Here is a 14,723-nt window from a genome sequence, read left to right on the forward strand (position 1 = left end):
GATTATTACAAAGGAGTTCATGGCTATGAATACAGGATAAATGATGTGAAAAAGTAGACTGGGGACAGGGGAAGAAGATCCCCATACCCCAGCTTACTTTGGTACGTATGAACGGAGATGCACGAACTTAAAGGACGCCGTCAGGCGTTTTTCTTATTGCCTGTTTCTGTTGACGGAGGATACTTGGCTATTGGAGATGGACATGCCTTGCAGGGAGACGGCGAGGTTAGTTGCCAAGCGATTGAATGCCCGATGGAAATCGTTGATATTACGATCTATTTACATCATAAGAAATTGTCTTATCCCCGAGCGAACACTCCGTCAGGGTGGATCACTTTTGGATTTCACGAAGATTTAAATGAAGCGACTGTTCAGGCATTAGATGGAATGCTCAATCTGATGGGGGAACTGTATGGGCTTAATCGCGTTGAGGCAATTGCTTTAGGAAGTTCTGTTGTCGATTTGAGAATAACCCAAATTGTAAACGGTGTCAAAGGCGTTCATGCCTGTTTGCCCCACGGTATTTTTAAGTAAGGAAGGAGGAATGAAATGAAAAGTATAAAGTCTCCGGGAGGCTCCATGTATCCTTATTTTTATAAGGGAGGGGAAGTTCATTGTCTCAAATACGGGGGGTTTCTAAAAAACAAACATCGATTGTTTGCATTAATGAGGGAAGAAGAAGAGTTTATTCGGAGAACGAACAAGCAACTTCGAATATGGATCGATCTTTACGAAACCAAAGTGACCAAGGAAGTACTAATAGAATTAATTCAAAGCTTGAAACGAATAAATCATCATATTCAAAAATTTTCAAACAAACGGCAGCGTTTTACGAGAACATAGGATTTAGAGCCGTATAGTATCTTGAGTCGGCTGAACCTCACGTTTGCCTTTATAGGGATTCGATAGAAATTGTCTTAACGAAATCCAAGAATGAGAACATTGTTCCGAATAGACTCATTCATGGCTACGGTTATGACGCTTATTTTGTTGCTCTTGAACAAGAATTCGTGTTTGAGGATATCGATGGCAGATGGATTAAAAGGTTATATTTTTAATGATGCGGAGCATTTGTCGACGGACATAAAGGAGAGGCTTACATGCAAGTGAAAATTAGCTTGACCGACGAAAGTACCAAATTCATCATAAACAATCTATACCCGTTATACTTGCATGATTTGTCTGAGATATGGGGATGGAAACCGAATCAATACGGTGTTTATGAAGACGATGACACGTTAACGTTGAGCGATCAAAATAAAGTTTTTGATATATGGTGGACGAAGCCGTCCGTACTATTTCCATACCTGATTAGAGTAGATAATATTCCGGCAGGATTTGCGTTAGTGGCGACGCCGCCATACACTCCTCATGGCAGTGATTATTATATGAATGAATTTTTTATATTAAGGCCGTACCGCGGCATGGGGGTGGCTCAAACCGCGGCGGTCCAAGTGTTTCACAACCACCGAAGTTCTTGGGAGTTGCAAACGAATCCAACGGAAAAGAATACGAGGGCGCAATCTTTCTGGAGAAAAACAATTAGCAAATATACTTCCGGATCATATCAAGAAGATTTCACAGAAACCGAAAATAACGGATATATGTTAATGTTCAGATTTAATAGCCCATCTTAATGCTCTTTGGATCATGCGGATCAATCGTAAGTTGTCTATATTGACCAGCACGATTCCGCCGATGATCACGATTCCCCCGATCACAGATAACAAGGAGATCGGCTCATGGTACAGGTAGGCGCCCAGGGCGAGGGCGATGAGCGGCGAAATATAGAGCCAGGTTGAGGGAAACACGGGATTCGTTTTGGCTACGAGCCAATAATAGATGGTGTGACCCGTCATCGAACCGGCGATGATTAAATACAGAAGCGAGAGCATCGCATTTGGAGCCAGCATCGATTCGAGGCGAACGTCTTCCGTTAGGAACGACAGAGCTAGCAGCAGACCTCCGCCATACATCATTTGTACCGCATTCAAGGCAATGGGCGAGGTATCCTGGAAGCGTTGTATGACGCGACGGGAATATAACGTGCCGGCAGCATAAGAAATTTGGGCTAACAAGATGACGATGCATCCGAGCGTCCATAGTCCGTTGAATGTGACGGCAATATCGGGCAAGAGCAGCAAGATCACGCCGGCCGAACCTGCGAGACAACCGGCCCAGGAGCTGCGGGACAGCTTTTGGCCTGAAATGCGGGTTTGAAGCAGCAGTATGAGGAGCGGCGCCGTTGCCGACAAGACCGCCGCAATGCCGGAGCTTACATGCTGTTCCGCCCAATACAACGGCCCGAATACGCCGAAGGTCAATGCCGCGCCGGTCAGCAACAGCTCTTTCCGAAACAGAAGCGACAGCTTTGCCCTTCTTTTCGAGACAGCCATCCACACAAATAAAATACTTCCCGCCAGAAAAAAACGAATGCCTGCGGAAAAAAAAGGCGGCGCACCCGCATCGACTCCTACCTTTACAGCCAAAAAAGTGGCCCCGAAAATGAGGCACATGACAATATAATTGATCAGAATCATTTCTACTCCTCCTATCTTTTGCCTTATTATAAATACGAGGAAGTAGAACAGATGAAAAATAACAGAACAGATTCCGAAAATGTCCTTTATAATAGTGGGGAGGAGGCGGGGCCTGTATGAGAAGCAACGATCTTGCCCATGTTCATTCGGATAAGCTGTTCGAACAAGTTTACGATTATATTCTGGAACGGATCCGACGCGGAGAGTGGAAGGCCCACGAGAAACTCCCTTCGATTCGAACGTTGGCGGCGGAACTCCATGTGCATCGGCTCACGGTGTTCAAAGCTTATCAAATGCTGAAAGGAAACCGGGCCGTATATGTAAAGGATAAATCCGGTTATTATGTTCAACCAGGCGGCAGTCTGCCCGTTGAAACGCAGCACGATCCGATCGTCTCGGCTTTCGTGCAGGAAAGCGGCCTCTCTGAAATTCATCAGGTGCAAGCCGTGTACCAATTTTCCAAAGCGCTGCTCGATCCGAATCTGTTGCCGAATCATTATTTTTCGGAATATGTGAAGAAAGTATTCGATATGTATCCCAAAGTGCTCGGCACCTATTCTACCGTCCAAGGAGATTTGGAGTTGCGGGAAGCTTTGTGCCGTTATTTTACGGATCATTATCGGTTCTATTTGTCTGCGGATGAACTGTTGATCACATCGGGAGCGCAGGAGGCGATCGACCTGATCGCCAGAGTTCTGGTCAAAGCGAGGGATGTCGTTTTGCTGGAGCGCCCAACGTACGCCCCCGCGATCGATGTGTTCCGAAGACAAGGCGCCCGGATGATCCCGGTCGAGATCGACCGGGACGGGTATCCGCTGGATTGGGTGGAGCGGCTCATGCAAACCTATAAACCGCGTCTGTTTTATCTCAATCCTACCTTTCACAATCCGACAGGTTACACGGTTCCGGCCGAGCAACGAAAGAGATTGGTAGAGCTCGCGCATCAATACCAATGTTTACTGATCGAAGACGATCCTTGTCCGGATATTTATTTTGAACAAAAACCTCCCTTGCCGTTTTTTGCCTACGATACGGCGGGATATGTCATTTATATTCGCAGCTTCAGCAAATATATCGCTCCGGGTCTGAGTATTGCCATGGTCGCATGCCGCCCGTCCGTTATGAAATACGTTGTCAAAGCGAAAGCATTATCCGATAGCGGGGCGCCGCTCTTGAACCAGAAAATCTTCTTGCATTATTTCTTCTCGGAACGGATGCAGCAGCATTTGGCAAAGCTGCGGACCGCCCTGGCGATTCGCAAGGAAATTATGGAAGACGAATTGTCGGCCGCCGGTTGGCAATGGTCCAGCCCAACGGGGGGATTTAATTTATGGATCAGGCTGCCCGAGTCGGTCCCGGTAGATACGCTTTTATCCAAGAGCATGGAGCAATCCGTTTCCTTCGTACCAGGCTCCATCTGCGATCCGCTCAGGTCCTATCAATCATGGATCCGATTGAGCTATTCCTATCTGAATGAACAACAGTTGCGGGAAGGCTTGAAACGATTCGTCAGCTTGTATCGTTCGTTGAAGTAGACGATTCTCTCAATAAGCGGCAACGCTAAACGGATGAAGCGTCCCTTTGATGGCGAACGACGCTTGACCGGTTTCCTCGGATACGACAAGGACGAGCGCATCGCATCGTTCGGTCAGGCCGATGGCCGCACGATGCCTTGTCCCCAATTTACGATCCGTTACGATCATATCGGTTAACGGGAGGATATTGGCAGCGGACACAACCGTTTCGGAGCGAACTAAGACGGCGCCGTCATGCAGCGGGTTTCCCGGATAAAAGATCGATTCGACGAGGGGATGGGATAACATCCCGCCAATCGGAACGCTGGAGCGAATAAGCGAATCAAGCGGATCGTTGCGTTCCACCACAATTAGGGCGCCATGCCTGCGTTCGGATAAGTTGCGGACGCAAATTGTCAAATCCTCGTATTTGGAGGTGTATGGGGATAGATAACATTTTAAGTAAAACGAAGCCGCCGTCGTAACAATATCTGTCATCACGGTTTTCATGCTTTCGAACTCTTGAAGGAGACATATGTTTTCGTTATTCAACCGATCGATATTGCGCTGTGCCAATGAAGATATTTCAGCAAGCCGGTTTAATAAATGTTCTTTTAATAAGGAAGTATTGCAATTCTGATTAAGCATCTGCCGAAACCTCGATTTTTCAAAATTAAGTTGTTTTCATGTTTCCCATAAGGGATCCCTGCAATACGCTTTGCCGTATTTCAAGAATGGAGAGGACAATCCATGAAAATCATGATCATTGCAATTAGTCGCGAAGGAAAGATGGATTATAGATGGGCATTACGGAAGAACATTGGACATTAGAATGGAGGCAGCGGATGTTATTATTTTCTTTGATTTGTCGCCGTTGATTACGACATACAGAGTCATTAAGCGCAGACTGCAATATCATGGCAAGACAAGACCCGACTTGAATGAGGGCTGTCCGGAGTCGATTGATTGGCAATTCATGATGTACTGCTGGAATTTCAGGCGCGACAAAAGGCACGGTATCACGGAGAAATTAAAACAACATTCAAAGGACAAACAAATCATTCTTATTCGAACCCCTAAAGAAGCCAAATTGTTATTGCGTGACATAACGAATAGCGGGTGCCGCTCTTTCGAAAGGGCCGATGTGTCGGAAATCATTGGACAGAAATAATGTTTTGTTCCCAATAAGTTCCCGCAGGACAAGCGGGGGAAGCCTGCATATACACGATGTTCACAGTGCAATCTAATGATTGAAACCAAACTGTAGGAGGAACATACTGTTATGCAACTGGCGGTACACGAGGCGCAGGATTTGCATGAATTGGCAATGAGCTGCGTGAATTCCATTACGAATATGGCCTGTTTTATGAGCCAGGCGCAAGATCCCGAATTAAAATCGATCTTGGAAAAACATTTCCCGCAACATATTCAAGATTACAACATGAAGGTGGAATACTTGAGTAAACCGGAAGGGGCAACGTCTACATTACCTGTTCCCAATATTCAGCCCAACCTTCAGTCTTTTACGCAAGCCCCGATCAATCCGGTACCGGTAACCCCGAGAACGACGGTTCAACAATTTAATGACAGGGAAATTGCCACCGCTTATTTGCTTACATTGAAGCGTTCCGGCAAAGATTACGCATGGGCGGCCATGGAAATGAGCAATCCCGAAATAAGAAGCTTTCTGGAAGATGCGTTCCGGATGTGTTCGCATCATGCATACGATGTTTGGCAATGGATGGTGAAGAAGGGATTCTACCCGTTGGAAGCCGCTTCGCCGACAACGCTCAATACGCTGGGCGGATTTTATCAAGTGGTTCAGGAACCCGCTGCCGTACACTAATATGTAATGATCAAGCCCTCTTTGATTTGGAAAAGGAGGGCTTATTTTTTTGTCTGTGCTATAATAATTTGTGTTGGGATTGCATCCTTTTGGAGCCGATACCCGACATGCGAGTTACATATGATTGCCACACAATCCGTGCTTTGATTCCGCAAGTGAACAAAGACTAGGGAGGAGATGCAAAATGTCCAAAACGATGGACTGGTTGCACGAAAAGAAACGAAACGCTCAGAAGATTACCATGCTTACGTGTTATGACTACCCTACCGCAGTATTGCAAGACCAAGCGGGATTGGATGTCATCTTCGTAGGCGATTCTTTGGGCACGAACGAGTTAGGTTACGATCATGAAGTTTCGGTTACTTTAGACGACATCGTTCATCATCTTAAGGCTGTCCGGAGAGGAGTCAAGCATGCATATTTGCTGGCGGATATGCCTTACAGGACGTATGAGAATGCCGATATGGCTTTGGAAACGGCACGGAAGCTGCTGTTTCACGGCGCCGACGGCGTGAAGCTGGAAGGGATGCAGGAAGAGATTATATCCTATTTGCACCAACACCGGATTGAGGTTTGGGGGCATCTCGGACATACCCCTCAGCATTATGAAACTGCGGTTGTTCGGGGCAAGACATTTGCTGCTGCCCAAAGTTTGGTGGAAGGCGCGATTGCATTGCAAGATGCGGGCGCTCGTATGATCGTACTGGAGCTTGTACCTGAAGAACTGGGCAAGGTCATTACCGATCAACTTATGATCCCTACTATCGGGATTGGCGCCGGCAGATTTACGGACGGGCAAGTGCTTATCGTTCAAGATATGCTAGGAATAACGCCGCGTCATTTCCGTCATTCCAAGAATTATGGCAATGTAGGCGAAATCATGCTTCAGGCGTTTCAAACCTACGCCGATGAGGTGGAACGCGGCCGATTTCCGCAAGCTGCAAACATACGGAATATGGAAGCAATAGAGCGGGAGAAATTATTGCATTATTACCAAAGCGAATAGGAATTCTAGCCTTTTAGCTCCGCTGAGTGCGGGGCTTTTTAATATAAAGAAGGAGACCTTCTTATTTCCAAGGCGATCCGCGCGAACCTACGCTTCTCAGCTTGGCGCTAAACGAAACTGCCAATCCTTATTGGGCTCGAAACGAAGGCTTTCCCAACCTAACGAAAGTACGAATCGTTATTCATTGGAAATCGGGCGTCTCAGCGCCTTTTCCCCTCATTAGCGTGTTGTAGTTTCGTTACATCCGGGGACAAGGCGATTTACAGGCGAATAGCGTGTCTACGTTTCGTTAGTCCGCCCGGCGGGCTGTCAGCCGTATTATGAAAACCACGACAAGCAAGGCGTGCAAACCAAACCGTTTGCACGCCTCTTCGTATGTCAACGGCGTTACGTCGAGCTGCGGATAACCAATTCCGTCGGCAGGATGACTCTCTTCGGAAGCATCGTATTTCCGTTGATCCGATCAAGCAGCAGGTCGACCGCGACCATGCCGATTTCCTTGGTCGGCACATTCACCGTAGATAACGGAGGATTGTAAAACTTCGAAACTTCAATATTGGACAGTCCCATCACAGCCACTTGATCGGGCACGGAGATGCCGTTGTTATATAAACTGCTGAGGGCGGCCATCGCCATCAAGTCGCTTGCTGCGAAGAAAGCGGTGGGCAAATTTTTCGTTTCGCATAATCGATTCATCTTCTCGATACAGAGCGTTTCGTCCCACATGCAATCGATAATCCAGTCGGGATTTACCGACAATCCGGCCGCATGCATGGTGGAATAATAGCCCCGATAGCGTTGGCTGTCCTTAATGTTTCCGTTCGATCCGCTCCCGCCTATAAAACCGATCTGCGTATGTCCTCTTTCAATAAGATGCTCTACCGCCATGGAAGCGACGCTGTAATGATCGTAGCCGACATTATCGATATCCCAACGTTCCGTGTCGATGCCGACGATATACGGAACCTGCTTGCGCAAATACTCGTAAGTTTCCGTATTAAGCGATTCCATCAGAATCAGGCCTGTAATGGATTCGTTGAACGTGTTATATAAAATCTTCTTATCGTCCAATTCGGGGCCCGTCCGAATAAAAGCGATGTCATGCCCTTGGCTGAACAACCGCTCTTCCGCACCGGACAAAATAGACATAAAGTAAGGATCGTTATATTTATTTTTGGTAACGCTTAGGACGCAGCCGATCTTGATGTTCGTCTTGGCAGCGGACGAATCGTTGTTCGCTGCCTGGCGTTTGACGCTTGAGCTTACCCGATAGTTCAGTTGAGTAACAGCTTGCCAAACTTTGGCGCGGGTTTCCTCCGTAATTTTGTACTTGGAATCGTTATTTAACACTCTCGAGACGGTGGCGGTGGATACGTTGGCCAACTTCGCGACATCTCTAATGGTACTCATAAATCGGTAAACCTCCTTTGTACATGTTACATCATAACATAATAACGCAGTGTTACATGCCGAATTTTTCGGCCAAAACGTTACATGGTACTTTTTATGTAACAAGTACATGCATTATCATTCTCTTGTTACGTCGATAAATCACGATATGAAACATTTGGAAAGCGCTTGATTTGCGTAAACAAGGCGAGTTAGCGCCGATAATCTATATTTTTCCTAAAATAAGTCTAGGAAATAACTAAATTGTGACTTGCAAGTTTAGTCATGGGTGTTATAATTACATCATAAAGATTACTAAAATTAATGTAACAAATAACGTAACAAAACTCAAGTGTCCTAAAGAATGAAACCTTAGGAGTGAGTAAAACAATGAAAAAAACAGTCACCGTTTACCCCGTAATCGTAGACCGTCTCATCAGCAATCCAGGCATCGGTTTTACGGCGGCGCCCGGATTAATGAACGAACTCGATGATGTATATGACAATCGGGGAGTGAAGCAAGCAAAATATAAATTCACTAAAGATAGTAAAACCTACAATCATCCTGATTGTAAAGTATTTTTCTGCAGCGCGCGCTGGAAGGACGTTGAGGTCGCGAAAGGCGTCTACAGGTGGGAAGTGTTGGAGGAGAAGTTGGACTACGCCAAATCGCTTGGCTGCACTGCGGTTGTACGCTGCTCGCCGTACGCATTAAGCGAAGACGACGATATTCCGCAATGGTTTCGCAAGGATTATCCGGATGAACCCGAGTTCCCTTTTTGGAGAATAGATCCGGGCACAACGCCGTACGTCGAATATTGGGCCGATTTTATTAGAGCGTTTGCCGAACGGTTCGACGGGCATCCGGTGATCAGCTCCGTCGATATGACGATCGTGGGAGCGTGGGGGGAAGGCGGCGGAACCGAATTTCTCGAGCCGGAACAAATCCGGCGGATTACGGACGCCTATTTGGACGGATTTAAACTCACGCCTTTGCAAGCGCTTTTGCATGACCCGATCTCGATCAAGATCATTACCGATCGCAAGGCCAAAGTAGGCTTCCGCGTAGACTGCCTGGGAGATATGGGCGGTTTTCACGGAGAGAAGTGGTCGCATATGACGGATTTCTATCCGCAAAATATTCAAAACTTTCAGATGGGTGACGCATGGAAAACCGCGCCGGTTCTATTTGAAGCTTGCTGGCACATGAACGACTGGTATCTTCAAGGTTGGGACATTGATTATATCATTGAGGAATCGCTGAAATGGCATATTTCGTCCTTTAACAACAAAGGAACGATCGTACCGGAACCGTGGAAAGAGAACATAGAACGATGGCTGAAGAAGATGGGATACCGCTTTGAGTTAAGGAAATTTACTTACGATGCCGAAGCGAAGGCAGGCGGGGAGTTGCGCGTTGAAGGCCTGTGGGCGAATGTAGGGGTCGCGCCGGTCTATAACCGCTATCCGCTTGTTGTCAGGCTTGCAGGAAACGATCATACTTATACGCTTCCTAGTACGGAGGATATTAGGGGATGGTTGCCGGACCAAGATATCCTTTGGGCAGAAACGTTCACTCTTCCGGCTGAGATACGGGAAGGGGAGTACCGTCTGGAGATCGGGATCGAGACCGGCGTGAAAGAAGTCGGAAACGTGAAGCTTGCGATCGAAGGGTATCGGGACGGTTATTACCCGATGGGGAACATCGCCGTTAAAGGGGGATGAGAACGAAAATGAAGGCGCGGTTGAATTACAAGGAATACATTGCCTATTGCGGGTTCGATTTTGTGCCGGAAGGACTCGAAGAAAAGTATCGGAGCTATGAGTCGGATGGCAGAACCGAACTGATTCCGCGCGATTTTCTGGCCGGTCTGTTCGCCCGGTATCAAATCCCTGAAGATACGCAGCAACGGCTCGTTCGTGGGATCGAGGCCATAGAGAAAGATACGGTATTATTTCATTTTACGGCATTTTTAGTGGAAGATATGTGTTCCGCGCGCAATCGGTGCGATGAAGATTTCTATACGAATATGACCCCGGCTTGCATGAAGGAGAATGGGGAGCTATATTCCTTCCTGTTGCTTCTCGCCTGCATTGTCCCATCCATGAACTTGTTGGAAAAGCGGGGCGTTCCCAAGAAGTATTACGAGGACATTCCGCATCCGTTTTTGAAAGCGCAATTCGAACGGCTCGTTCATCACGGCGATCCTAAAGTCCGTGATTTCCCGTGGGTCATGAATTTTTATACATGCTCGATTTTTTTGTTAGACCGATTTCTCTTTATCCCGTGCCGTCTCGAAGACGATTTCACGATGTTCCGTCACAAGAAGACGCAAGAAGTGATTGCGCTGGGGCATGCCGGGGAAGATTTTCGCAGCGATGGGCAGAGGAATGGAATCAATGGCGTTTATGACGCCGGGGGCCTCTTCAAGACAATATGGAAGGAAGACGCCCGCCGCATCGTTGCGCATCGGATGAATCCAATGGGATTTGTGGAGCGGGAGACGGTTTCCATTGACAAGGAAGAATGGGAAGCGGTGCTGAAGCCGGGGGATTGCCTCTTGGCGCTGCACATTCCATCGGGTCCCGGCTATACTCCGGACAGGTTGAGAACTTCAATGGCGATGGCCGTTGAATTTTATACTACGTACTTTCCCGAGCTAGCCGTGAAGGGGTTCTGGAGCCGAAGCTGGCTGTTCGATCCAAGGCTTTCCTTGGTATTGGATCAAGAGAGCAACATCGTACGGGTGCAAAGGCAAGTTTACAATTATCCGACGTTCGAAGGAGACGGCATGCTGCGTTATGAGCTGTTCGGCGGCTGGGACGCCGATCCTGTCGGCAAGTCCGGCGAATATACGACTTCATTGCAAAAAGCGGCGGCGGAATATATGAAGACGGGCGCGCGGTTTAATACGATAAGCATGATTGTGTTGAAAGAAGAGGTTGGGAAAATAGGAAGCATGCCTTATATTACAGCCGCCGATATCGAGAAATTCGGGCTCATCGTTGACAGCCATATGCATGGGAGGAAGCCGAATGTGTAAATGTCAATATTCATTGGAGCGCTATGAGAAGTATAAAACGGTCAAAATCCGGCCCAGACCGTTGCCGAGGACGCCGGACAATAGCGGAAACGGGAAGTTGGAGTACATCTCATTTGCGTGGAAAGACCTGGAGGCAAGTCGGGGAGAATACACGCTCGAACAGATTGGGAAATCGCTGGACAACGCGAGGAATCCAATCCTTATCCTCAGTCCGGAACCGCCTTCATGGGTGAAAGATCGCGCGGAAGACTATTTTGCCTCCTTCGTAAGGAAGATCGGGAGCTATATCGGTACGGACGGTCGGCTTGCGGGCGTTGTGATCTCGACTCTGGCCGACAGCAAAGAGGAATGGAATGCATACATGGATTCGTTTGAAACCGTGCCTGTTCTTGCCGATCTGCATCATGGCAGACTGATCCGCTATTTGCAAGAACAGAACCGGGAATTCGGTCTGTTGGTACGTTGCGGCGAGAACAATTGGATCGATTGCTGCGAGGCATTTGCGCGGCAAAACTTGCAGCATATATGGAAAACCCAACCTGTCGTTCTTCATATCACCGATCAACATTGCGGCCCTCATATTCGACGCGAGGCGCAGCGCTGGCATGCATGCCTGTCTAATCAGGATATCGGCCTTGGATATGATCTAGAGTTGCGAAGATTGACTTTCCCGGAAACGGTTTCAAGCGGGGGAAGCTTGCCGCTTCGTTTCTGGTTTGTGAACGCGGGGAGTTCGAGGATCTATAAGGAATTCGATCTATCGCTCTTGCTAAAGCAAGGGGACCTATCCTATGAGATCCCTATCCATGCGGCTTCGCATTCATGGTTAACCGGCGATCTCGTCCATAACGAGATCGTACCGTTGCCGGATATGCAGCCTGGAACGTATACGGTAAGTCTGGGGCTATTTTTCAAAGATCGCTCTTATATCCGGCTTGCCATACAAGGGGAAGAAGCGGGCGGATATTATGAGCTGGGTACTGTGCAGGTGGAAACGACAGGCGAGGATCCGTTCTCGAATATTTGGGATACCTACTATCCGGAAGGATACTATCCATTGGAAGATCCTCAAGTTCCGGAACAAGATTAGAGACATTAGAGCAGGACAACAAATCGCACCTGGAGGGGAATTGACTTGAAACTAGCATTAATCGGCGCAGGGCAAAGAGGCATGATTTACTCGCAATACGCTCGCGAAAGAGCTGACATCGTTGCGATCGTCGAACCCGACGACGGGAGAAGAGAAGCCGCGGCAGACGCTTTTCAGATTCCTTTGAACAACCGGTTCAAAACAGTGGAGGAATTTTACCGTTTGGGCAAAATCTGCGACGCTGTCATCATCGCTTCGATGGACAGAGATCATTATGCGCAAACGATGGAAGCCCTTGAACTGGGGTATGACATTCTTCTGGAAAAACCTATATCTCCGAGTCCGGAAGAATGTTTGCGAATTCAACAGAAAGCGAATGAAAAAGGCCGAAAAGTCATCGTATGCCATGTGCTTCGGTATACCAATTTCTTTGCTGAAATCAAAAAAATAATAGACAGCAACGAACTGGGAAGGATCGTTACGATTCAGCACAATGAGAATATCGGCAATTATCATATGGCGCATTCGTTCGTCAGAGGGAATTGGAGAAGAAGCGATTTGGCCAGCCCGCTCATGATGCAGAAATCATGCCATGACATGGATATTCTGGCCTGGCTCGCGAACAGCGAAGCGAAGCGCATCTCTTCTTACGGCGACTTGACCTTCTTCAGAGAAGAGAATGCGCCGGCGAATAGTTCGGACCGGTGTTTGACTTGCCAAGCTGCCGCCGATTGCCGGTTCGATGCGCGGAAAGCCTATCTGCCGGTAAGAGGACAATGGCCGGCTACAACCGTTGCGAGCGACCAATCGGAAGAGGGATTGTTGAAAGCGTTGGAAACGAGCCCTTACGGTCGCTGCGTATTTCGATCCGACAACGACGTATGCGACCATCAAGTATCCATCATCGAATTTAAAAACGGCGTGAAGGTGACTTTCAATTTAAGCGGATTTACGAATCATATGAACCGCACCATCAAAATTATGTGCGAGCACGGGGAAATTAGAGGCAACGATAGTTTAAATGTCATTGAAGTAACCAAGTTCGCTTCCAATATGGTTGACAGCGTGGAACAACGAATTATTCATCCGGCTGCCGTATCCGGCGGACATAACGGCGGAGATGCGGGATTGATGGAGGATTTCCTCCACTTGATGGAAACGGACGACAACGATAGCCGATCCTCCATCGACAGATCCGTGGAAAGCCATATTATGGCTTATGCGGCCGAGCAGGCGAGAATCGCAGGCACCGTAATCGATATCGATCAATTAAAAGAACAACTGCGAGAACACATCAAAGCAACCGCTTAATTTATTACGGAAAGGTAGTGGTACGGTTGAACTCGACTGTCAAAGACCTCCCTGCTCCAACTGCTAAGAAGCCCAAGGGTTTTCTTCATGAAATCGCGAGAAATAAAATTTTGTATCTGATGTGCGTGCCCGGACTCATTATTTTAATTATGTTCAACTATATCCCCTTCGCGGGGATATGGATGGCATTTACCGATTTTAACGTAGTAGACGGCATATTCGGAAGCAAATTTGTCGGACTGAATAACTTCAAATTCTTTTTCGCCGAAAACATGGGATGGAAAGTGACGTACAACACTTTAATTATTAACTTTTTCAGCATTATCTTCGGCATTCTCATCCCGGTAAGCATTGCTGTCTTATTAAACGAAATCAGGGTCGCCGCATTTAAAAAGATCACCCAGAGCATGATGTTCTTCCCTTACTTTTTGTCATGGGTCGTCGTAGGGGCGATTATTTACGGCATCTTCTCGTCGGATATCGGCGTTCTCAATAATATGCTCAAGATGTTCGGGATGGAGCCGATCAGTTGGTATTCCGAACCCAAATATTGGAAATCGATTATCATTTTGGCCAGCGTGTGGAAGTGGAGCGGTTATAACTCGATTATTTATATGGCCGCCATGGCGAATTTCGACAGCAGCTTGTATGAAGCGGCGAAGGTGGACGGAGCCAGCAAACTGCAGCGCATCATGTACTTGACGGTACCGATGTTGAAACCGACGATGATTGTGTTAACCTTGCTGAGCGTCGGGCGAATCTTCTACGGCGACTTCGGCATGATCTACGGGATTGTCGGCAATAACCCGGTTCTAGGCGAGGCGGTAAGCGTTATCGACACCTACGTGTATTCGTCTATGCGTTCATTGGGCTTTTCCTATGCTACCGCGGTCGGATTGATGCAGTCCGTGATGGGATTGATTCTGGTTACCGCGGCCAATCGTACTGCCAAGAAATTAAATGACGGGGAGGGTCTGTTTTAA

General features: G+C 47.6%; 12 protein-coding genes and 2 pseudogenes. 11 read left to right on the forward strand and 3 right to left on the reverse strand.

The features are described 5' to 3' along the window. Positions 1-156: 156 nt before the first annotated feature. From KQI79_RS16225 to KQI79_RS16230, 3 genes and pseudogenes are all read left to right on the forward strand, one after another. A pseudogene (locus KQI79_RS16225) lies at positions 157-534 on the forward strand (acetamidase/formamidase family protein); the annotation flags it as partial. Between the two features lie 230 nt (positions 535-764). After that, positions 765-1,058, forward strand: a pseudogene (locus KQI79_RS28485) (hypothetical protein). Between the two features lie 42 nt (positions 1,059-1,100). Continuing rightward, positions 1,101-1,637, forward strand: coding sequence for a GNAT family N-acetyltransferase (locus KQI79_RS16230; RefSeq protein WP_216539291.1), 537 nt, complete (start codon positions 1,101-1,103; stop codon positions 1,635-1,637). Here KQI79_RS16230 and KQI79_RS16235 read toward each other — a convergent pair. Beyond that, positions 1,608-2,540: a DMT family transporter gene (locus KQI79_RS16235; protein WP_216539293.1), complete on the reverse strand. Its 933-nt coding sequence runs from the start codon at positions 2,538-2,540 to the stop codon at positions 1,608-1,610. The two genes, KQI79_RS16230 and KQI79_RS16235, sit on opposite strands and share 30 nt — an antisense overlap. 116 nt (positions 2,541-2,656) lie before the next feature. On the opposite strand from KQI79_RS16235, the gene KQI79_RS16240 reads away from it, so the two are divergent. Then, the gene (locus KQI79_RS16240; RefSeq protein ID WP_216539294.1) at positions 2,657-4,075 is read left to right on the forward strand and encodes an aminotransferase-like domain-containing protein; all 1,419 of its coding nucleotides are present in this window, start codon (positions 2,657-2,659) and stop codon (positions 4,073-4,075) included. 9 nt (positions 4,076-4,084) lie between these two features. On the opposite strand, the gene cdaS is transcribed toward KQI79_RS16240, so the two are convergent. Continuing rightward, entirely contained in the window at positions 4,085-4,702 is a 618-nt protein-coding gene (gene cdaS / locus KQI79_RS16245) for a sporulation-specific diadenylate cyclase CdaS (RefSeq protein ID WP_216539295.1), read from the reverse strand. A 634-nt stretch (positions 4,703-5,336) separates the two neighbouring features. On the opposite strand from cdaS, the gene KQI79_RS16250 reads away from it, so the two are divergent. Next, positions 5,337-5,900 (forward strand): spore coat protein, encoded by a 564-nt coding sequence (locus tag KQI79_RS16250; protein ID WP_216539296.1) that lies wholly within the window; start codon positions 5,337-5,339, stop codon positions 5,898-5,900. Positions 5,901-6,084: 184 nt separating this feature from the next. Further along, positions 6,085-6,906, forward strand: coding sequence for a 3-methyl-2-oxobutanoate hydroxymethyltransferase (panB, locus tag KQI79_RS16255; protein ID WP_216539297.1), 822 nt, complete (start codon positions 6,085-6,087; stop codon positions 6,904-6,906). 387 nt (positions 6,907-7,293) lie between these two features. On the opposite strand, the gene KQI79_RS16260 is transcribed toward panB, so the two are convergent. Beyond that, positions 7,294-8,316, reverse strand: a complete 1,023-nt coding sequence (locus KQI79_RS16260) for a LacI family DNA-binding transcriptional regulator (protein WP_216539298.1) — start codon at positions 8,314-8,316, stop codon at positions 7,294-7,296. A gap of 369 nt (positions 8,317-8,685) precedes the next feature. Between KQI79_RS16260 and KQI79_RS16265 the strand changes: the two genes are divergently transcribed. The 5 genes from KQI79_RS16265 to KQI79_RS16285 all read left to right on the forward strand — a co-directional run bounded on the left by KQI79_RS16265 (position 8,686) and on the right by KQI79_RS16285 (position 14,723). Next, positions 8,686-10,020, forward strand: coding sequence for a DUF4832 domain-containing protein (locus tag KQI79_RS16265; protein WP_216539299.1), 1,335 nt, complete (start codon positions 8,686-8,688; stop codon positions 10,018-10,020). Continuing rightward, the gene (locus tag KQI79_RS16270) at positions 10,017-11,339 is read left to right on the forward strand and encodes an acyltransferase domain-containing protein (RefSeq protein WP_253298203.1); all 1,323 of its coding nucleotides are present in this window, start codon (positions 10,017-10,019) and stop codon (positions 11,337-11,339) included. Before KQI79_RS16265 ends, KQI79_RS16270 begins: the two co-directional genes overlap by 4 nt. Then, positions 11,332-12,429: a DUF4832 domain-containing protein gene (locus KQI79_RS16275; protein WP_216539300.1), complete on the forward strand. Its 1,098-nt coding sequence runs from the start codon at positions 11,332-11,334 to the stop codon at positions 12,427-12,429. Before KQI79_RS16270 ends, KQI79_RS16275 begins: the two co-directional genes overlap by 8 nt. 45 nt (positions 12,430-12,474) lie before the next feature. Continuing rightward, entirely contained in the window at positions 12,475-13,740 is a 1,266-nt protein-coding gene (locus KQI79_RS16280; protein ID WP_216539301.1) for a Gfo/Idh/MocA family protein, read from the forward strand. A 119-nt stretch (positions 13,741-13,859) separates the two neighbouring features. Next, on the forward strand, positions 13,860-14,723 hold the full coding sequence (locus KQI79_RS16285) for an ABC transporter permease (RefSeq protein WP_216539372.1): 864 nt from the start codon (positions 13,860-13,862) through the stop codon (positions 14,721-14,723).

The organism is Paenibacillus sp. MSJ-34 (assembly GCF_018918005.1).
In the GTDB taxonomy this organism is placed as follows: Bacteria; Bacillota; Bacilli; order Paenibacillales; family Paenibacillaceae; genus MSJ-34.